This is a genomic window from Klebsiella sp. R390 (assembly GCF_051131745.1).
In the GTDB taxonomy this organism is placed as follows: Bacteria; Pseudomonadota; Gammaproteobacteria; order Enterobacterales; family Enterobacteriaceae; genus Klebsiella.
Genome location: NZ_CP180445.1, coordinates 2,763,956 through 2,782,854 on the forward strand (window position 1 = coordinate 2,763,956; position 18,899 = coordinate 2,782,854).

An 18,899-nucleotide genomic window follows, 5' to 3' on the forward strand; every position below is an offset into this window, starting at 1 on the left:
GTCTCTTCATGGCCAGAATACTCGGCGGGATCGCCGTTTCTCATACCCCGACCATCGGCTTTGCTGTCGATCATCATAAACAACAGGACGCCGCATGGGCGCCGATTTTCCAGAGCTTTGAGCCGCTGCAACGCTGGCTTGATGAGAAAAAACCGGATGCACTGGTCTATATCTTCAATGATCATGTGACCGCCTTTTTCTTCGATCACTACTCGACGTTTACCCTCGGGATTGATAACGAATACGGCGTGGCCGACGAGGGCGGCGGCCCGCGTGATTTACCGCCGGTAAAAGGTGACGCGGCGCTCTCCAGGCATATCGGCGCCAGCCTGATGGCCGATGAGTTTGATATGTCGTTCTTTATGAATAAAAAACTCGATCACGGGCTGTTCTCGCCGCTGTCGGCGCTGCTACCGTGGCAGCAGGACGCCGGCTGGCCGACGCGGGTTATCCCGTTGCAAATTGGCGTCCTGCAATTCCCGATACCCAGCGCCCGGCGCTGCTACAAGCTCGGCCAGGCGCTGCGCCGGGCGATTGAGAGCTACCCGGAAGATATCGACGTGGCGATCGTTGCCACCGGCGGCCTGTCGCATCAGGTGCACGGTGAGCGCTGCGGTTTCAACAACCCGCAATGGGACGCGGAGTTTGTGGATATGCTGGTCAACGATCCGGAAAAACTGACGGAAATGACCCTCGGTGAATTTGCCACCCTCGGTGGCATGGAAGGTGCGGAAGTCATTATGTGGCTGGTGATGCGCGGCGCGCTATCGGCGAACGTCAGCGAAACCTGGCGCGATTACTACCTGCCGTCGATGACCGGCATCGCCACGCTGATCCTGGAAAATAATGCCCGCACCCCGCCGGTAGATACCCTGAGCCGCCACCGTCAGCATATGGCCCAGCAGCTAGCCGGCGTTGAGGCGCTGCCGGGCACCTACCCGTTTACCCAGGAGCGTAGCCTCAACGGCCTGCGGCTGAACCGTTTCCTGCATCAGCTGATCCAGCCTGCGTGGCGCGACCGTTTCCTCACCCAGCCGCAGGCGCTGTATGCCGAAGCGGGGCTGAGCGAACAAGAGCAGAAGCTGCTCGACGATCGCGACTGGCGCGGGCTGATTCAGTATGGCGCCAGCTTTTTCCTGCTGGAAAAAATGGGCGCCGTGGTTGGCGTCTCTAACCTGCATATCTACGCCGCCATGCGCGGGCAGACGCTGGAGGATTTCCAGAAAACACGTAACCAGCAGGTCACCTATTCGGTGGCGGGCACCCGTTAACCCTGCGCCACGTGCTGCTGGATAAACTGCAGCAGGGCCTGGGTCGCCGGTGAAGGCAGGCTCCCGGCGCGAAAGGTCAGCCCGATGCGGCGAGTGGTATCGGGCAGCGGCACCGGCAGAACGGTGAGCAGGCGGTTGTCGATTTCAAAGCGCATCTGGCTGGCGGAGACCGCCGCCAGCATGTCGGAGTCTCTCAGCAGGCCGCGCACCATGGCGGCATCACCGGTTTCCACCGTCGGCTGCGGTAGGGGCAATCCCAGCGTTAAAAATGCTTTCTCCAGCAGGTGCCGCGCCGGAGCATTGGAGCGGGGCAGCACCCACTGGGCCGTCGCCAGCTGGCTTTGTGGGTCGGGGTGGTGCAGCAGCGGGTGGCCGTTGCGCAGCAAAATAAGCATATCTTCTTCAAACAGCGCTTCGCAGCGCAGGTCCGGCAGATCCTCGTCCTGGCGCAGCGCGCCGATAATAAAATCGATATGTCCCGCCCGCATGTCGGACACCAGCGACTCATACGGGCTTTCGTTGGTCATCACCATAATGCCGGGATAACGCGCCAGAAAGGCGCTAATCGCCGCGGGCAGCAGCTGGGTCCGGCTGAGCGGCAGGGCGCCAATACGCACGCTGCCCTCCAGCACCCCACGACGGGCGGCGAGATCGCTCCAGATATTTTCCAGTTCGTTCAATGCCCGGCTGATCGGCGGATAGAGCAGGTCCGCCGCCGGAGTGGGGCGCACCCCTTCCGGCGTGCGGCGAAACAGCGCCGAGCCGGCGCCCTTTTCAAGAATTTTCAGCGCGGCGCTGACCGCGGGCTGGGTGATCCCCAGCTGGCTGGCGACCGTTTGGGTGTGGTTGACGTGATACAGCTGCAGGAAAATCTCCAGCCGTCGGGTGTTGAACAGCCAGCCGGAATCAGGCAGCGCGCCGGAGGCGGTGCTGCGCGCATGGAGCTTTTGCATCAGCGCGGGAATAGCCTGAAGGTCCTCAATGGCACGCAGCGCCCGTGGCAGAATGCAGCGGCCATATTCCGTGGCCACCATTCCGCTGTAGTGGCGTTCGAACAGCGTGACGTTCAGCGCCGCTTCCAGATCGCGAATTGCCCGGGTGATCGCCGACTGCGTGCGGAATAAGTCATCAGCCGCGCGCGAGACGCTGCCGCGCTGTGCTACCTGGCAGAAGAAGCGTAGCTGCATGATATTTATTGTCTTATCGTACTTTCTCTTCAGCATTTCTCACCGGGTCCCGGAATGTGAGCGTAACGACAACATAAATAAAAATCATAGCCTTCGCAAGTTAACGAATTACCCACCCTCGCCACGACATGACAAGCTGAAAAAAACAACAGAGGAAGCCATCATGTCTCATTCGCATCATCCCAAAAGTGCCCTGGTTGTCAGCGCTCACTCTGCCGATTTTGTCTGGCGTGCGGGCGGTGCGATTGCCCTGCACGCTCGTCAGGGCTATCAGGTGCATATTGTTTGCCTGTCGTTCGGCGAGCGCGGTGAATCCGCAAAATTGTGGCGTAAAGGCAATATGACCGAAGCGACGGTGAAGCAGGTCCGCCGCGAAGAAGCGCAGGCCGCTGCCGATATTCTCGGCGCCAGCGTCGAATTTTTTGATATCGGTGATTATCCACTGCGCGCCGATAAAGAGACGTTGTTTCGCCTGGCGGACGTTTACCGTCGCGTACAGCCACATTTTGTGCTGACCCACTCCCTGCAGGATCCCTACAACTACGACCACCCCATGGCTTCCAACCTGGCTCAGGAAGCACGCATCATCGCCCAGGCGGAAGGGTATCGCCCGGGGGAAACGATTGTCGCCGCGCCGCCGGTGTACTGCTTTGAACCGCACCAGCCGGAGCAGTGCAACTGGAAGCCGGACGTGCTGCTGGATATCACCAGCGTGTGGGAACAAAAATACCAGGCGATTCAGTGCATGCAGGGCCAGGAACACCTCTGGGAGTACTACACCCGGGTAGCGTTGCAGCGCGGAGTGCAGGCGAAACGTAATATCGGCATCACCGCGGCCCGCGATATCGTCCACGGCGAAGCGTTCCACAGCATCTTCCCGCGGGTGACGGAGAATCTGTCATGAACCTGTTGAATAAAAAAGGCATTGTCATTCGCCACCTGCCGCGCCATGACGCGGCAACGCTGAGCCAGTTCGCCGCCGCCGGTGTGGCGACGATCCACGAAGCGTATGACCGGCAGGGGCTGATGGCCCCGGATATCCGGCCGATCCAGCAGGGTATCAGCCGCGCCGGTAACGCGGTGACGGTGCTGGTCACGCCGGGCGATAACTGGATGTTCCACGTCGCGGTCGAGCAGTGCCAACCCGGCGATATTCTGGTGGTGGCGCCAACCTCACCCTGCGGCGACGGGTTCTTTGGCGACCTGCTGGCCACCTCGCTGCAGTCACGTGGCGTGGTGGGCCTGGTGGGCGATATCGGTATTCGCGATTCGCACACCTTACGTGAAATGGGCTTTGCCGTGTGGTCACGCCATGTTTATGCCCAGGGGACGGTGAAGGAGACGCTGGGCTCGGTCAACATCCCGCTGATCTGCGCCGGCCAGTTGGTTCAGCCGGGCGATGTGGTGGTGGCTGACGACGACGGCGTGGTCGTGGTGCCGCATGCGCAGGCCAGCACGGTGCTGGGAAAAGCGGAAACCCGTATGGCTAATGAAGTGGCGAAGCGTGAGCGGATGCGAAACGGCGAACTGGGGCTGGATATCTACGCCATGCGCCCGCGCCTGGCGGAGAAAGGGCTGCGCTACTATGACAATGCGGATGATGTAGAGGGCTAAGATGGCACAACGCAAAATACCCTGTCTGTTGATGCGCGGCGGCACCTCGAAAGCGGCCTGCTTTCTGGCCGAGGACCTGCCTGCGGATGCGGTACTGCGAGATGCGGTACTGCTGGCGGTGATGGGGTCGCCGGATGCCCGGCAGATTGACGGTATTGGCGGGGCCGACCCGTTGACCAGCAAAGTGGCGATAATCCGCCGTTCCACCCGCGCCGATGCGGATGTCGATTATCTGTTTGCCCAGGTGAATGTCGATCGCGCGGTGGTGGATTACGGACAGAACTGCGGCAACATTCTCGCCGCCGTTGGCCCGTTTGCCATCGAGCGCGGACTGGTGGCGCACGCGGCGCCGCTGACCCAGGTGCGGATCTTCATGGAGAACACCCGCCAGCTGGCGATCGCCGAGATCCCGTGCGGCGATGATGGCGTGGACTATGAAGGCGAGACGCGCATTGACGGCGTGCCGGGCTACGCCAGCAAAATCGTCCTGAATTTTCTTGATGTGGCAGGGTCCAGCTGCGGGGCGTTGTTGCCCACCGGCCAGGCGGTCGACCGTGTGGATGGCATCGACGTGACCTGCATCGATAACGGGATGCCGGTGGCGATCGTCCGCGCCAGCGACCTTGGGCGCAGCGGCTATGAAACCCGCGAGCAGCTCGATAGCGACGAGGAGCTGAAGCAACGGCTGGAGTCGATACGTCTGCAGCTCGGCCCGCGAATGAATCTGGGCGATGTGAGCCAGCGAACGGTGCCGAAAATGACGCTGATCGCCGCCCCGCGCGACGGCGGCACCGTGTCCAGCCGGACGTTTATCCCGCATCGCTGTCATGCCTCCATTGGCGTCTTTGGGGCGGTCAGCGTCGCCAGCGCCTGCCTGATCCCCGGCACTGTCGCCGAAGGGGTGGCCCGGGGCGTTGACGGTGAGCAGCCGGTGGTCAGCGTGGAGCACCCGAGCGGCGAGTTCAGCGTGGCATTGCAGCGCAACCAGCAGGGCGAACTGGTGGGCTGCGGCCTGCTGCGTACGGCCCGGCTGTTGTTTTCCGGCGACGTGTGTGTTCCGGCCCGCGTCTGGCCTCTGGAGGAGTAAGGATGACGGCAATTACGTTTATTGGTTTTGGTGAGGCGGGCGGCATTCTGGCGCGTGATTTAGCGCGCAGCAACGACGTCACTATCTGGGATTGTAAACTCAACGGTCCGGAAGGTGACGCGATGCGGGAGCACGCGCGCCAGGCTGGAGTCCGGGCGGCGGGTTCGCTGGCGCAGGCGCTGGAAGGGGCGACGCTGATCTTCTCTACCGTGACGGCAGGGTCGGCACTCGAGGTGGCGCGCTCGGCGGCGGCCTGGGTAGGCGAGGGGAGCTATTTTCTCGACCTCAATTCGGTCGCGCCAGATACCAAACGCCAGGCGGCGAAGGCGTTCCGTCCGGGAGGCTATGTCGATGTGGCGGTGATGGCGCCGGTGCCGCCGGCACGGCTGAAAACCCCACTGTTGATCGGCGGGCCGCAGGCGCATTCCATCACGGAAACGCTAAATGCTTTAGGGCTGAGCGCCCGCGCTGGCGGTGAGGCGATCGGCGACGTATCGGCGATAAAAATGTGTCGCAGCGTGATGATCAAGGGGCTGGAAGCATTGACTACCGAGTGCCTGTTTGCCGCTCGGGAGTACGGCGTGGAAGAGGAGGTGCTGGCGTCTTTGCATGCCAGCTTCCCGTCGCTGGGCTGGGACGGCGCCTTTGCGGGATATCTCATCAGCCGGGTGGCAGAACACGGTATTCGCCGTAGCGAAGAGATGGAAGAAGTGGTGAAAACGCTGCGCGATGCGGGCGGCGCGGGGCTGATGAGCCAGGCCACGGCGCATACTCAGCGCCAGCTGCCGCAGAGCATGGCCGCGTGCGGCCTGACCTACGGGCAACTGACGCCGTTCGACTGGAAAGCGCTGGCGGCTCAGCTGAAGTGATTACTTCGCCGGGCAGCTGATTTTATCGATGGCTGCCTGGTAGCCCTTCTGGTTATTGCGCTCTTTTGCCAGCGTTGCTTCGCGTACCGATTCCTGATTGGCCTGGGTTGCGAGGATTTTATTGGCAAAATCGGTATCGCTGATGGTGGACTGCGGGGCGCATTTTTCCTTCACCGCCTTTAACACCAACTGCTTTTGTTGCTCGAACTGCAGGCTTTTCAACGGTGATTCGGCCCAGGCCGCCGTCGCGCTGAGAGTGGTAACCAGACACAGTATCCAACACGCTTTCATGGTGCTTCTCCTTAACTAGTCGCTTCAGTCAACTATATGCTCAGGCGGCGAAACACGCAAATGGCGCTGAGATTAAGTTGTTTAAAATCAGGTGATTGCTTTCTATGTTACCCGCACTTTACGCCGCGAATCCACGGCGATCAGCACCACCGACGAGAGAATCAGCAGCGTGCCGAGCCAGTCCGGCAGCGTGAAGGTAATACCCAGCAGCAGAAGGGATAGCAGGGCGCTACTCAGCGGCTCCGCGCAGCTGAGGATCCCCGCCTTCGCGCCGCCAATCATCTGCGCGCCGTTTAAATAGAGGCTGAAGGTCAGCGAGGTGCCGATCACCACCAGATAGAAAAAGGCCAGCAGCAGGCGGCCGTTGACCACAAAGTTGCTGCCCTGGCCGCCGTAGAACGGCAGCAGCATGGCGCCGCCCAGCAGCATACTCCAGCCAACGATCGGCAGCGTGCCGTACCGGGCGATAAGCGTCGAAGGGTAAGTGGTGTAAAACGCGGCAGCAAAGGCCGAAGCCACGCCCCAGAGCAGCGCCGAGGGGGAAATAGACAGCGTGGTCGGATTGCCGTGGGTCACCAGCAGAAACGTCCCGGCCAGCGACGTCCCGATCGCCGCCAGCACCAGCGGGCGAGGGCGGGTTTTGCGCGCCAGCGCGAACCAAGCGACGATAATGGTCGGCGACAGAAACTGCAGCACCGTGGCGGTCGCGGCGTTCGATTTCTCGATGGTCATCAGGAAGGTGTATTGCACGGTCAGTGCGCCGAACAGCGAGAAGATCAGCAGGCTCAGGGCATCTTTACGGTTTTGCAGGACGCGGAAAATTTTATCGCCGTGAACGAAGGCGAGCATCAACAGAATCAGGCCAGCAAACAGCAGGCGCGTCATGGTCAGAAACGGCGATGACATCTGGCTTTGCTGCATAATGTACTGTGCACAAACGCCGGAGCTACCCCATAGCACGGCGGCTATCAGTACGTTCAGCATCCCTTTTTTGCTGGAGCCCATCTTTTCCTCGAGTGAAATAACGCAAAGCGGGCATCATAGCATGAGCCAGCGAGGAGCAACGGGCAGGAAATGGTAGTCGGGTCACAGGTGTGCTGGTGAAAAGCCAGGTATGGGGTAAATCATAAAAAAATGCCGGCCACCTTAAGTGACCAGCATTACGCCATATTACGCCATGTGGCGGGTTAAATAATGTACTCCCTGATATATCCGATCCGCGCGCTAGCTCAAATCAACGTTTTTGCTGCCGAACAGCCAGGTGCAGATGAAGCCGCACAGATAGGCCACCGCCAGCCCTGCGGCATAAACCGCCATACCGGCGTAGATCCCGCTGGCGGAGGTCATCAGCGGCAGCGCCACCAGGCCAGACGGACCGAACACCGTGTTCAGACCCACCGGCAGCCCCAGCCAGGCCACCAGACCGAGGAAGAAGCCGCCGCAGGCCCCGCCGATACAGGCGGTGATAAACGGCTTCATGCGCGGCAGGGTTACGCCGTAAATCAGCGGTTCGCCAATGCCGAGGAAGCCGGGAATAATCGCCCCTTTAATCTGCGTACGCAGCAGCGAGCCGTGCTTTGCCCGCCAGTACAGCGCCAGCGCGGCGCCGACCTGCCCGGCTCCCGCCATCGCCAGGATCGGGAACAGCGAGTTAAAGCCCTGGGCATCGACCAGCGCAAAATAGACCGGCACGAAGCCCTGGTGCACGCCGAACATCACCGCCAGCAGGAACAGACCGGCCAGCACGGCAGAGCCGAACGGGTTGCCGTTAAGATGCAGGAATAACCACGACATCCCGGTAAACAGCCAGCCGCCAATCGGCATGATCACGGTAAAGGTCACCGCGCCCATAATCAGCAGCGTCACCGCCGAGGTGAGGATCATATCGAGGTTGGCCGGCATTATCCGCCGCACCTGTTTTTCCACCCACGCGCCGAGAATTGAGGCAATCAGCACGCCGATAATATTGCCGCGCGGGTCAATGCCGTGGCCAAAGAAGGTAGTGATCCCGGCATAAAATCCGCTGGTGGCTTCGGGGTTGTAGCCAAGGACGAACAGCGAGGCGATGATCGCGCCGTTGACCCCGGAACCGCCAAACGCCTTCTGGGCGTTATAGCCAATCAAGATACTCAGGAAGGTGAACATGCCCTTGCTGAAGACTTTCATGTAGCCGATCAGCGCCACCAGAGAGGCGTTGGGATGGGCGTTTTCCAGCACGAACATCTGCTCCGCCAACGTCGCGAAGCCGAGCAGCAGGCCTACCGCGATAAAGCCGGGGATCAGCGGGGTAAAAATGGTGGCGAATTTGGCGAGAAACTTCTGCACGCCGCTGGTTTGTTTGCTCTTCAGCGCCTGCTTTTTCTCTGCCGCGACATCCGCCAGAGAAGGGGCGTCCGCGGGGGCATCCTCCAGTAATCCGTTCATCATCTCCGCGGCGGTTTGTGCTTTGCCGGGGCCGAGCACCACCTGGAACTGCTCGTCGCTGACGATAACGCCCATCACGCCTTCAATCTGGCGGATGGCGGCGCTATCGGCGAGCTGTTCATCACGTAAAGTTAAGCGCAGGCGGGTCATGCAGTTCCCCGCCTGGGCGACGTTTCCGGCTCCGCCAACATGGGTAAGGATCCGCGCTATCATCTCTTTATTTATTTTTGCCATTGCACGTTACCTGGTTGTCGGCGCTTAGGTATTGCTCAGCGCCTGGCGGATATAGCCGTTATTTTTGCTCAACAGTGATTGCGCGTCTGCGGCGCTCAGATCCGCCAGTACCATCACAATGGCCGTTTTACAGTGGCGGCCACAGGCGTCCAGCGCGGCTTGTGCGGTGGCGCGATCGCAGTCGGTCGCCTCCATCACGATAGAAACCTGGCGTTCGATAAGCTTGGCGTTGGTGGCTTCGACGTCAACCATCAGGTTGCTGTAGACCTTGCCCACGCGGATCATCGCGCCGGTGGAGATCATGTTCAGCACCAGCTTCTGAGCGGTGCCGGCTTTCAGGCGGGTAGAGCCGGTGACCACTTCCGGGCCAACGACCGGCGTGATGGCGACATCGGCCAGGCGCGCCATTTCGCCATGCGGGTTGCAGCTGACAATCGCGACAAAAGCGTTCTGGCTGTGGGCATATTCCATCGCGCCAATCACATAAGGGGTGCGCCCGCTGGCGGCCAGGCCAACCAGCACGTCGCGCTTGCTGAAGTTCAGGTTTTGCAGATCCAGCGCGCCCTGCGCTTTGTTGTCTTCGACGTTTTCGACGGCGCTGAGAATCGCTTTATGACCGCCGGCGATGATCCCCACTACCTGCTCCGGGCGCGTGCCGAACGTCGGCGGGCATTCGCTGGCATCGAGGATCCCGAGGCGGCCGGAGGTGCCGGCACCGATGTAGATCAGGCGCCCGCCGTCCTGGATGGCGGCAGCGACTTTATCCACCACCTGGGCAACCTGTGGCAAATAGGGGGCGATCGCCTGGGCTACCAGTTGGTCCTCCTGGTTGATTACCGTCAGCATGTCGACGGTGGACAGGGTGTCTATATTGGCGCTATTGGCATTGCGGCGCTCGGTCAGCAATGCGCTCAGGTCGATACTCATCATAAAACCTCATCAGTCACAGTTGAGATAGATTCTAAGGAATTAATTATTCCTTTCATGTGAAGGGTATCACGATTGAGGCAGAAGAGATAAACGGATATTCATAGGTATTACGGGGTGTCTTGCAGTAATAATATTGGAATATTTTATTACTGCACGATGATTTAGCGGTTGGGATGCGCTTTTTGCAGGCCGAAAAACAAGGCGATCAGATAGCTGATTGTCATCGCGATGCTCATTTTGAGCATCGTTTCACCGCCGATCCCGGCCAGCGGTGCGGCGATACCGCCGCAGACGAACATCAGGGTGCCCATCAGGGCTGATGCGGTGCCAGACTGGGCGCTGCTGACTTCGCTCATTGCTCTGGAGCCGGAAATCGTGCTGATGCCGCTCATAAATGACACCGTGAAAAACAGGCCAATCAGTGCCAGCCGCGGCAGCTGAAGCCAGGTGAGGAGCAGCGTCAGCGTCGCGCACAGTACGGCCAGCGTCAGGCCGCGACGCAGCAGCATATCCGCATCGTAACGGTGCGAGAGGCGGGAAAAAATCTGCGCGGCGATGATCAACCCGATACCGTTCAGACCGAACAGCAGGCTGAACTGCAGGGCGCTCATGCCGTATTCGCTCTGGATCACGAACGACGATGAACCGATGTACGAGAACAGCCCCGCCATCATAAAGGCCTGAATCAGACAGTAGCGCATAAAGCGGCGGTTTTTCAGCACCGGGGCGTCGCTTTGCTGCGCTGCCGTCGCGGCGCTCTGGGCGGGACGCGTTTCTTGCAGCACCGCCAGGCTGAGGATCAGCAACACGGCGCCGATTCCGGCCATCGCCCAGAACAGAAAGCGCCAGTCGAAGGAGGTGGTGATATAGCCCCCGATCACCGGTGACACCACCGGGGCGATGCCGTTGACGGCCATCAGCAGGGCGAAGAACTGGGTCAGCTGGGTGCCCTGATATTTATCGCGGGCAATCGAGCGGGAAAGTACCGAGCCGCCCGCCCCGGCGAAGCCCTGCAGGAAACGCCAGCCGATCAGCATATGTACGTCGTAGGTCATGGCGCACATCGCCGATGAGAAGATAAACAGCAGCAGCGACAGCGCCAGCGGTTTTTTGCGCCCGATACGATCGCTCAGCGGACCAAAAAACAGTTGGCCCACGCCCAGGCCAATCAGCGCGGCGGTCAGGGAGAGCTGGGTCTGGGTGCCGGTGGCGCTTAACTGCTGGGTAATGTCCGGTAACGCGGGCAGATAAAAGTCGGTGCACAGCGGGCCGATGGCGGTGAGCAGACCGAGAATGAGCACCCATGAAAGGGAGATGCGTGGCATAAAAATTCCTTAGGATCTAATGAGACTGGCACCGGTTTCTGCCGGGCGAGAGCCCGGCAGGAATGACTTAGCTGGCGCCACCGCCCAGCGATTGCCAGAGGGTAATGCGGTTTTCCAGATCGGTTTGTTGCAGCGAAATCAGCGTTGCCTGCGCCGACCACAGCGTGCGCTGGGCGGTCAGGACCGACAGATAATCGCCGACACCGGTCTGATATCGCTTCATCGCAATGTCCAGTGAGGTCTGCTCTGCGGCCACATACTGACGCTGGGCATCCAGCTGCTCGCTTAAGGTTTCCCGGCGAGCCAGCGCATCGGCAACGTCCTTAAAGGCGCTCTGGATAGTTTTCTCGTAGGTGGCAATCAGCCCTTTTTTCTCTGCTTCGGCATAGCGTAACTTCGCCAGATTGCTGCCGCCGCTGAACAGCGGCAGGCTGATTGACGGGGCGAATGACCACACCGACATCCCGTGGCTGAACAGGGACGACAGCGAGTCGCTGCCGACGCCAGCGCTGGCGGTCAGGGAAATGGTCGGGAAGAAGTTGGCCCGCGCTGAACCAATGTCGGCGTTGGCGCTTTTCAGGTTGTGCTCTGCTTCCTGGATATCCGGACGGCGCAGCAGTACCGATGACGACACCCCAGCCGGCACCAGAACGATGCTGTTGTCGCCGAGGCTTTCCAGAGTCCCCGGAAGCAAGCTGTCTGGCACGGTAGAACCGGCCAGCAGATTGAGGGCGTTTTTATCCTGGGCGACCTGAGTACGGTAGCTGGCGACGCTGGCGCGCGCCTGTTGGTAAACGCTTTCCGCATCGCTGAGATCGCCGGCGGAGGCGGTACCGACCGCCATCTGACGGGCGACAATTTTGCGCGAGTTATCGGCGCTGGCCAGCGTCTCCTGGGCCAACGCCAGATTGCTGTTGTCCGCCGCGAGGGTGACCCAGGCGGTGGTCAGGTCGGAAATCATCGTCAGGCGGGTATTCTGCGCGGTGTATTCGCTGGCAAGCCAGGTTTCCCGTGCCGCTCGTGTCAGGCTCTGATTTTTACCGAACAGGTCCAGCTCGAAGCTGGAGACCGCCCCATCGGCCTGCGATGAGGAGGTCAGGCCGCTGCTGACCGTTTTACTACGGGTATGGCTGAGTTCAGCGTCCAGGGTCGGGAACAGCGAAGCGCGGGTTTCGCCGAGTTGCGCGCGGGCGGCTTCGATGTCGGCAATGGCTTTCTGCACGTCGCGGTTACTGGTCAGCGCCATGCTGACCACTTTGTTGAGCCGCGCATCGTTAACGACCTGCTGCCAGTTACCGACCACCGCGCTGGCTTCACCGTGGGTGCCGGGGAGCGTCGCGGGGATCGGCGCCGCCGGGCGGCTGTAATCCGGATCGAGCGAGACACAGCCGGCGGTCAGGAGCGCGACAAAAACTAACGTAAAACGAAACATAACTTACTCCTGAGTGGGGCGTCTGCGGGTGAACAGACGTTTCACCAGCACAAAGAACAGGGGAACGAAGAAGATCGCCAGCAGCGTGGCGGTCAGGGTCCCACCGATAATACCGGTACCGATCGCTACGCGGCTGTTGGCCCCGGCCCCGGTAGCAACCGCCAACGGCAGCACCCCGGCGACAAACGCCAGCGAGGTCATCACGATAGGGCGCAGACGGGTTTGCGCAGCGCGCAGTGCGGCACGTGACAGCGAGTAGCCCTCATCGACCGCCGCTTCTGCAAACTCGACGATCAGGATGGCGTTCTTCGACGACAGACCGATGGTGGTCAACAACGCGACCTGGAAGTAGACATCGTTGCTGAGATCGCGCATCCAGGCCGCCAGCGCGGCGCCGAGCAGACCCAACGGGATAACCATGATCACCGAGAATGGCACCGACCAGCTTTCATACAGTGCCGCCAGGCACAGGAACACCACCAGAATCGAGATGGCATAGAGGCTCATCGCCTGGCCGCTGGCCAGTTTTTCCTGCAGTGACAAGCCGCTCCACGCCCAGGTGGTTCCTGCAGGCAGGTTGTTGGCTAACGCTTCCATTTTGTCCATCGCCGCACCAGAGCTGAAGCCGCTGGCGTTCTCACCCTGGATTTCAAAGGCGGCAGATCCGTTGTAGCGCACCAGGCTTTCCGGGCCATACTCCCAATGGGTGCTGGCGAAGGAGGAGAACGGCGTCATGCTATCGTCGCTGCCGCGGACAAACCATTTGTTGAGATCCGACGGTACGGCGCGCGCTTCGCTATCGCCCTGGATATAGACCTTTTTCACTCGACCACGGTCGATAAAGTCGTTGACGTAGGTCCCGCCCCAGGCGCTGGAGAGCGTGTCGGTTACATCGCTCAGCGACAGGCCCAGCGAGACGGCTTTGTTGTTGTCGATGTCCACCTGTAGCTGCGGCATCTGCGGCAGGTCGTTGGCACGGACCGACTGGAGTTCCGTGCTTTGATTCGCCGCGGCCAGCAGCTGGGTACGCATCTTCATCAGGCTATCGCGATCGGTACCGCCGCTGGACATCAGCTCGAAGGTAAAGCCGTTGCTTTGGCCTAAACCGTCCACCGATGGCGGGATCATGGCAAACAGGGAGGCATCACGAATGCTGCCGAGCTCTTTGGTGGCGCGCAGGGCAATCGCCTGTGCGGTGTTTTCTGCCCCTTTACGCTCGGACCAGTTTTTCAGCGAGACGAAGGCCATCCCGGCGTTTTGTCCGCTGCCGCTGAAGCTGAAGCCATCAACGGTAAAGATAACGTCGGTGTTGTCTTTCTCTTTGGTCAGGAACCAGTCGGTGACCTGGCGGCGAACCTCTGCGGTACGCACCGCGGTCGCACCTGCCGGCAGGGTGTACTGGACCATGATTTCACCCTGATCCTCTACCGGCAGGAAGCTGCCCGGCAGTTTCCACATCGCCAGCGCCATCCCGCCGCAGATCACCGCAAAGGCCCCCATCATGATCACCGAGCGGCGCAGACCGCCGATAACACGATGCTGATAGCCCTGTTCGGTACGGCCCCACAGGCGGTTAAAGGCACCAAAGAAGCCGGTGGTATGCGGTTTGGAGTGGCTGAGCAGCGCGCCGCACAGCGCCGGGGTTAAGGTCAGCGCCACCACCACCGACAGCATCATCGCGGAAATAATGGTTACCGAGAACTGGCGATAGATAACCCCGGTCGAACCGCCGAAGAAGGCCATCGGCAAGAATACCGCCGACAGTACGAGGGCGATGGCGATCAGTGCCCCGGTGATTTCCCCCATAGATTTTTCGGTGGCTTCGATGGCGGAAAGCCCTTCGTCACGCATGATACGTTCGACGTTCTCCACCACCACGATGGCGTCATCGACCAGCAGGCCGATGGCCAGCACCATCGCAAACAGGGTCAGGGTGTTGATGGAGTAGCCGAACAGCGCCAGCACGCCGAAGGTCCCGAGCAGCACCACCGGTACCGCCACCGCCGGGATCAGCGTGGCGCGGAAGTTTTGCAGGAACAGGTACATCACGCAGATCACCAGCACGATGGCTTCAATCAGCGTTTGAATCACATCCTCGATGGAGATTTTAATAAATTCGGTGCTGTCTTTCGGGTAGGCAATATCGTAGCCCGCCGGCATCTGATGGCGGTACTCGTTGATTTTGTCCTTCACCAGCGTGGAGGTATCAAGGGCGTTGGCCCCTGGCGCCATCATCACCGCGATACCTGCCGCCGGGTGGCCATTCAGGTTAGCCAGCGCGGTGTAATCCTCGCTCCCCATCTCCACGCGAGCGACATCGCTGATGCGCACGACGGAGCCGTCGGATTTACTTTTGACGATAATATTTTTGAACTGATCGACCGTTTGCAGGCGCGACTGGGCGCGAACGGTGGCGGTGAGCTGCTGTGTGTTCGAAGACGGCAGGGCGCCGATCTTACCCGCAGAGACCTGCACGTTCTGCGCTTCAATGGCCGATTGCACGTCAGACGGCATCAGCGCGTAGGAAGCCAGTTTGGTCGGATCCATCCAGATACGCATGGCGTATTCGGCACCGAACACCTGCAGGCTCCCGACCCCTTCGATACGCGCCAGCGGGTCCTGCATATTACTGACCAGCCAGTCGGAAATATCGGAGCTGGTGGCACGGTTGGTTTTGTCATACACCGCGAGGATCAGCAGGAAGCTGCTCTGCGATTTTTCCACCGTTACACCGGACTGCTGTACTTCGCTCGGCAGACGCGATTCCGCCTGCTGAACTTTGTTCTGTACCTGTACCTGCGCGGTATCCGGGTCGGTCCCCTGCTCGAAGGTGACGGTAATGCTGACCGAGCCGTCGGAGCTGCTGGTGGAGGTAAAGTAGAGCAGGTTATCCAGCCCGGTGAGCTGCTGTTCGATAACCTGGGTTACGCTGTTTTCCAGGGTTTCCGCAGAGGCCCCGGTATAGGTGGCGGAGATTTTCACCGCCGGCGGTGCGACGTCAGGATACTGGGCAACCGGCAAGGTGCGGATGGCCAGGACCCCGGCGAGCATAATCAGAATCGCGATCACCCAGGCAAAGACCGGGCGTCGCACGAAGAAACGAGAGAACATCAGGCGTTGCCCCCGTTAGTAGTGGCTTCGACTGCTTTCACTTGCTGGCCAATGCTGACCTTTGAGGTGCCTTCGACAATCAGTTTGTCACCGGCCTTCAGACCGCTAACCACCAGCCACTTGTCGCCATAGGTTTCGCCGGTTTCCACTTCACGTTGTTCCACTTTATTGCTGCTATCAACGATCAGCGCAGTGGCGGTGCCTTTGGCATCGCGGGTAATACCTTGCTGTGGCGCAAGGATCGCATCGTCCATCACCCCTTCATCGACGTGGGCGCGCACGAACATTCCAGGTAACAGGACATGCTGTGGGTTAGGGAAGACTGCGCGCAGCGTGACCGAGCCGGTGGACTCATCTACCGCCACTTCCGTCAACGCCAGGCGGCCTTTCTCGCTATAGGTGCTGCCATCTTCCAGGGTCAGAGAGACGCTGAGCGTGTTGCTGTTGGTGGCCAGGGTTTGCTTGCGCAAGCGCAGCAGATCGACGCTGGAGCGGGTAAGGTCGACATACATGGTGTCGAGGCCGCGCACGGTAGCCAGCGCGGTATCCTGATCGGCAGAAACCAGAGCACCCGGGGTGACGGAAGAGATACCAATACGTCCGGCGATCGGCGAGGTGACGGTGGTCCAGTCCAGGTTAATGCGCGCGCTTTCGAGGGCCGCTTTTTTTGACTCGACGCTGGCTTTGTCCTGATTACAGGTGGACATTGCATCGTCGGCATCCTGACGCGATACGCCGTTGTCTTTAACCAGCACCGCATAGCGCTGGGCTTTCTGACAGTCGGAGATCACCAGTGCCTGCGCCTGTTTCAGGGCGGCGGCGGCTTCGTTGTAGGCCGCACGATAGCTGGAGGGGTCGATTTGATACAGCGCCTGTCCGGCTTTCACCATATCCCCTTCGGTAAACAGGCGTTTTTGAATAATGCCGCCAACCTGCGGGCGCACTTCAGCGCTAAGCGATGCCGTGGTGCGTCCGGTCAGTTCGCTGATCACTGAAACCGATTGATTTTTCAGGGTGACAACACCAACTTCCGGCGTCATTTGCGGGGGAGCGGATGTTTGCGCATTATCACATCCGCTGAGGAGTAATAGTGCTGCTGCGATGGGGAGTATAGTATATTTCATTATATATTCTCAGGATGAACGACGTCCTCCTCGTTATTTCAATAACGAGGTTGTGGCCAGCTGATGACGCATTTCCGCGAAACGGAAATGACGAAAAGGGAATGCTATATTCCCGTTTTATTGATGATTAATTATTTATCCGCTAATAACATAGTGGTTATTTCCCGATAGAGTTTCTCGAGTATCTCTGGTTCTACGTTTTGTGGAACCAGACGCCGATAAATCGTCCCTTCCATCATCACTGCGGTGACTTCGACACAGCAACGAACACGTTCATCGCTCAGGTGCGGATAGGTCTTTTGTATGTGCGCGCAGGCGTTAGCAAACATACGTTTGTCGGCCTCGACCATCATGGCGGCGATTTGCGGGTTACGCGTCGCTTCTGCCGCCATTTCTAACATCAATGCGTCATCATCTTCATCCAGCGTTTCCCGGTGGGCAAGCACGCGGGGGATCTCATCCGTCTGGGTATTTCCGTCCATTTTTGTGATGCGGTAATCAATGATACGGCGGATCATTTCTTCAATGATGGCGTCTTTGTTGGCAAAGTAACGATAGATTTGCCCGACGCTCAGGCTGGCCTGGCTGGCGATGTTCGCCATGCTGGCCCCGTGGAAACCATGATGACGGAAGCAGTGGCGTGCGGCAGCGATGATCTCATCCTGTCGGCGTTTTTGTCGGTCTGCCAGTGCGCTGCTCATGGTGTTATCCTCGGGATGAAGAGTGAGAACGATCGTTCTCATTTTTCGTCATTATACGGTTTCAGCGAGTGATGGAAAGGTTTTTTTGATTAAAAAAAAGCACAGGGAATTTACGCAGCAAATAATGGAGAAATTAAGTATTTTTTGTGAATTTAAGGTATAGGTATTTCTTATAAATATTCAATTATGGAGAATTAAGATGGCACTAATAATAACAAAAAGCATTAATCCGGCAGATCAAGAAGAGTTACTCGCAGGACTACGAGAATATAACTTGCGGTATCTCGATGCGACACAATTTGGTGAAACCGGGGTTTATATCCGCGACGAAGCGGGGGTGATGCTGGGCGGCCTGATTGCCAAAAGAAAGGGTAACTGGTTGTGTGTTGAGTATTTGTGGGTCAGCGAGACGCAGCGCGGCGGCGGTCTGGGTAGCCAGCTGATGCGTGAAGTAGAAAACCAGGCGCGGGAGGCGGGATGTCGCCATGTGCTGGTCGATACCTTTAGCTTCCAGGCCCTGCCGTTTTATCAAAAGCAGGGCTATCAGCTACAGATGTCGCTCCCGGATTTCCCCCACGTCGGCATGGAACGCCACTATCTCTCGAAGGCGCTCTAGCCCCTATCCCGCAATGCCCTGTCGCAGCAGCGCCAGCGCATGGTTAACGATGGTCTGACGGGAGATAGCCGCTAAGCGTTCATCGGTGCGCAGGCGCGAGAACGGAACCAGAACCAGGCTAATCAGCGAGGTAAACAGCAGCGCTGGCGACAGGGCTGGATTGATTTTGCCCTCCGCCTGCCAGCGAGTGACCGTATTCAGCATCAGGTGATAACGCTCTTCGCCGAAGCGGGCGTCCATATGCTGGCGCAGCACCGGCATCTCGCCGATGACCTCCTGCATCCACAGGGGGGCAAACCAGGCGTGTTGTTCCGCCAGGGTGCCCAGCTCGTCAATCAGCAGCGTGAGGGCGGTGACCGGATCGTCCGCATGGGCGACGAAAATCTTGCTGATCTGCTGGCGCAGCGGCATGAAACGTTCTTCCAGTAGCTGGTCCACCAGGGCTTCCCGCGAGCTGAAATAGTAATGCAGCATCGCCGGGGTGACCCCGGCTTCTTTGGCAATGGCATTGAGCGAGGTATGGCCGATACCCTGACGGGCAAACAGCGCCAGGGCAATATCCATTAGCTGTTCGCGGTTGGCCGTACCGGGTTTTTTACCCCGCGGACGGCCAGGGCGGCGAGGGACATCATTGTCTTTTTGTGCGCGCATTTCGGAATGTTCTCTTGACGTGATTCATCATT

The 18,899-nt window shown here is 59.5% G+C and carries 17 protein-coding genes; 6 read left to right on the forward strand and 11 right to left on the reverse strand.

Annotated elements, in window-relative coordinates:
* The first annotated feature begins 8 nt into the window (after positions 1-8).
* Entirely contained in the window at positions 9-1,271 is a 1,263-nt protein-coding gene (locus ACMYSP_RS12835) for a gallate dioxygenase (protein ID WP_434582452.1), read from the forward strand.
* On the opposite strand, the gene ACMYSP_RS12840 is transcribed toward ACMYSP_RS12835, so the two are convergent.
* A complete protein-coding gene (locus tag ACMYSP_RS12840) occupies positions 1,268-2,494 on the reverse strand; it encodes a LysR family transcriptional regulator (protein WP_434582454.1) in 1,227 nt (408 codons plus the stop codon). The genes ACMYSP_RS12835 and ACMYSP_RS12840 overlap by 4 nt on opposite strands.
* 127 nt (positions 2,495-2,621) lie before the next feature.
* Here ACMYSP_RS12840 and galB point away from each other — a divergent pair, with 127 nt between their 5' ends.
* From galB to ACMYSP_RS12860, 4 genes are read left to right on the forward strand one after another with little or no spacing between them, the layout of a single operon-like run.
* Positions 2,622-3,362 carry a 4-oxalmesaconate hydratase gene (gene galB / locus ACMYSP_RS12845; protein ID WP_434582455.1) on the forward strand — a complete coding sequence of 247 codons (741 nt, stop codon included), beginning with the start codon at positions 2,622-2,624 and terminating at the stop codon, positions 3,360-3,362.
* Positions 3,359-4,072 (forward strand): 4-carboxy-4-hydroxy-2-oxoadipate aldolase/oxaloacetate decarboxylase, encoded by a 714-nt coding sequence (locus ACMYSP_RS12850; RefSeq protein ID WP_434582456.1) that lies wholly within the window; start codon positions 3,359-3,361, stop codon positions 4,070-4,072. Before galB ends, ACMYSP_RS12850 begins: the two co-directional genes overlap by 4 nt.
* A gap of 1 nt (position 4,073) precedes the next feature.
* Positions 4,074-5,159, forward strand: a complete 1,086-nt coding sequence (locus ACMYSP_RS12855; RefSeq protein WP_434582457.1) for a 4-oxalomesaconate tautomerase — start codon at positions 4,074-4,076, stop codon at positions 5,157-5,159.
* A 2-nt stretch (positions 5,160-5,161) separates the two neighbouring features.
* The gene (locus ACMYSP_RS12860) at positions 5,162-6,028 is read left to right on the forward strand and encodes a DUF1932 domain-containing protein (protein ID WP_434582458.1); all 867 of its coding nucleotides are present in this window, start codon (positions 5,162-5,164) and stop codon (positions 6,026-6,028) included.
* Here ACMYSP_RS12860 and ACMYSP_RS12865 read toward each other — a convergent pair whose 3' ends face one another.
* The 9 genes from ACMYSP_RS12865 to ACMYSP_RS12905 form a co-directional block, all read right to left on the reverse strand.
* On the reverse strand, positions 6,029-6,319 hold the full coding sequence (locus ACMYSP_RS12865; RefSeq protein ID WP_434582459.1) for a YicS family protein: 291 nt from the start codon (positions 6,317-6,319) through the stop codon (positions 6,029-6,031).
* 102 nt (positions 6,320-6,421) lie between these two features.
* Entirely contained in the window at positions 6,422-7,324 is a 903-nt protein-coding gene (locus ACMYSP_RS12870; RefSeq protein WP_434582460.1) for an EamA family transporter, read from the reverse strand.
* Between the two features lie 219 nt (positions 7,325-7,543).
* Positions 7,544-8,977, reverse strand: a complete 1,434-nt coding sequence (gene murP, locus ACMYSP_RS12875; RefSeq protein WP_434582462.1) for a PTS N-acetylmuramic acid transporter subunit IIBC — start codon at positions 8,975-8,977, stop codon at positions 7,544-7,546.
* A 24-nt stretch (positions 8,978-9,001) separates the two neighbouring features.
* The gene (gene murQ, locus ACMYSP_RS12880; protein WP_434587079.1) at positions 9,002-9,904 is read right to left on the reverse strand and encodes an N-acetylmuramic acid 6-phosphate etherase; all 903 of its coding nucleotides are present in this window, start codon (positions 9,902-9,904) and stop codon (positions 9,002-9,004) included.
* A gap of 164 nt (positions 9,905-10,068) precedes the next feature.
* Complete coding sequence (locus tag ACMYSP_RS12885) at positions 10,069-11,232, reverse strand: multidrug effflux MFS transporter (protein WP_434582464.1); 1,164 nt, start codon at positions 11,230-11,232, stop codon at positions 10,069-10,071.
* Positions 11,233-11,299: 67 nt separating this feature from the next.
* Positions 11,300-12,664: an efflux transporter outer membrane subunit gene (locus tag ACMYSP_RS12890; RefSeq protein WP_434582465.1), complete on the reverse strand. Its 1,365-nt coding sequence runs from the start codon at positions 12,662-12,664 to the stop codon at positions 11,300-11,302.
* 3 nt (positions 12,665-12,667) lie between these two features.
* Positions 12,668-15,775: an efflux RND transporter permease subunit gene (locus ACMYSP_RS12895; RefSeq protein WP_434582466.1), complete on the reverse strand. Its 3,108-nt coding sequence runs from the start codon at positions 15,773-15,775 to the stop codon at positions 12,668-12,670.
* Positions 15,775-16,899, reverse strand: a complete 1,125-nt coding sequence (locus tag ACMYSP_RS12900) for an efflux RND transporter periplasmic adaptor subunit (protein WP_434582467.1) — start codon at positions 16,897-16,899, stop codon at positions 15,775-15,777. The genes ACMYSP_RS12895 and ACMYSP_RS12900 overlap by 1 nt, the downstream gene beginning before the upstream one ends.
* 131 nt (positions 16,900-17,030) lie before the next feature.
* Positions 17,031-17,600: a TetR/AcrR family transcriptional regulator gene (locus ACMYSP_RS12905; protein ID WP_434582468.1), complete on the reverse strand. Its 570-nt coding sequence runs from the start codon at positions 17,598-17,600 to the stop codon at positions 17,031-17,033.
* Positions 17,601-17,799: 199 nt separating this feature from the next.
* Here ACMYSP_RS12905 and ACMYSP_RS12910 point away from each other — a divergent pair, with 199 nt between their 5' ends.
* Complete coding sequence (locus ACMYSP_RS12910) at positions 17,800-18,216, forward strand: GNAT family N-acetyltransferase (RefSeq protein ID WP_434582469.1); 417 nt, start codon at positions 17,800-17,802, stop codon at positions 18,214-18,216.
* Positions 18,217-18,219: 3 nt separating this feature from the next.
* On the opposite strand, the gene ACMYSP_RS12915 is transcribed toward ACMYSP_RS12910, so the two are convergent.
* A complete protein-coding gene (locus tag ACMYSP_RS12915) occupies positions 18,220-18,867 on the reverse strand; it encodes a TetR/AcrR family transcriptional regulator (RefSeq protein WP_434582471.1) in 648 nt (215 codons plus the stop codon).
* Between the last annotated feature and the right edge of the window lie 32 nt (positions 18,868-18,899).

Bases quoted from the DNA above. Each gene is read 5' to 3' on its own strand.
- ACMYSP_RS12835 (WP_434582452.1), top strand. From the start codon at position 9: ATGGCCAGAATACTCGGCGGGATCGCCGTTTCTCATACCCCGACCATC.
- ACMYSP_RS12840 (WP_434582454.1), bottom strand. From the start codon at position 2,494: ATGCTGAAGAGAAAGTACGATAAGACAATAAATATCATGCAGCTACGC.
- galB (WP_434582455.1), top strand. From the start codon at position 2,622: ATGTCTCATTCGCATCATCCCAAAAGTGCCCTGGTTGTCAGCGCTCAC.
- ACMYSP_RS12850 (WP_434582456.1), top strand. From the start codon at position 3,359: ATGAACCTGTTGAATAAAAAAGGCATTGTCATTCGCCACCTGCCGCGC.
- ACMYSP_RS12855 (WP_434582457.1), top strand. From the start codon at position 4,074: ATGGCACAACGCAAAATACCCTGTCTGTTGATGCGCGGCGGCACCTCG.
- ACMYSP_RS12860 (WP_434582458.1), top strand. From the start codon at position 5,162: ATGACGGCAATTACGTTTATTGGTTTTGGTGAGGCGGGCGGCATTCTG.
- ACMYSP_RS12865 (WP_434582459.1), bottom strand. From the start codon at position 6,319: ATGAAAGCGTGTTGGATACTGTGTCTGGTTACCACTCTCAGCGCGACG.
- ACMYSP_RS12870 (WP_434582460.1), bottom strand. From the start codon at position 7,324: ATGGGCTCCAGCAAAAAAGGGATGCTGAACGTACTGATAGCCGCCGTG.
- murP (WP_434582462.1), bottom strand. From the start codon at position 8,977: ATGGCAAAAATAAATAAAGAGATGATAGCGCGGATCCTTACCCATGTT.
- murQ (WP_434587079.1), bottom strand. From the start codon at position 9,904: ATGAGTATCGACCTGAGCGCATTGCTGACCGAGCGCCGCAATGCCAAT.
- ACMYSP_RS12885 (WP_434582464.1), bottom strand. From the start codon at position 11,232: ATGCCACGCATCTCCCTTTCATGGGTGCTCATTCTCGGTCTGCTCACC.
- ACMYSP_RS12890 (WP_434582465.1), bottom strand. From the start codon at position 12,664: ATGTTTCGTTTTACGTTAGTTTTTGTCGCGCTCCTGACCGCCGGCTGT.
- ACMYSP_RS12895 (WP_434582466.1), bottom strand. From the start codon at position 15,775: ATGTTCTCTCGTTTCTTCGTGCGACGCCCGGTCTTTGCCTGGGTGATC.
- ACMYSP_RS12900 (WP_434582467.1), bottom strand. From the start codon at position 16,899: ATGAAATATACTATACTCCCCATCGCAGCAGCACTATTACTCCTCAGC.
- ACMYSP_RS12905 (WP_434582468.1), bottom strand. From the start codon at position 17,600: ATGAGCAGCGCACTGGCAGACCGACAAAAACGCCGACAGGATGAGATC.
- ACMYSP_RS12910 (WP_434582469.1), top strand. From the start codon at position 17,800: ATGGCACTAATAATAACAAAAAGCATTAATCCGGCAGATCAAGAAGAG.
- ACMYSP_RS12915 (WP_434582471.1), bottom strand. From the start codon at position 18,867: ATGCGCGCACAAAAAGACAATGATGTCCCTCGCCGCCCTGGCCGTCCG.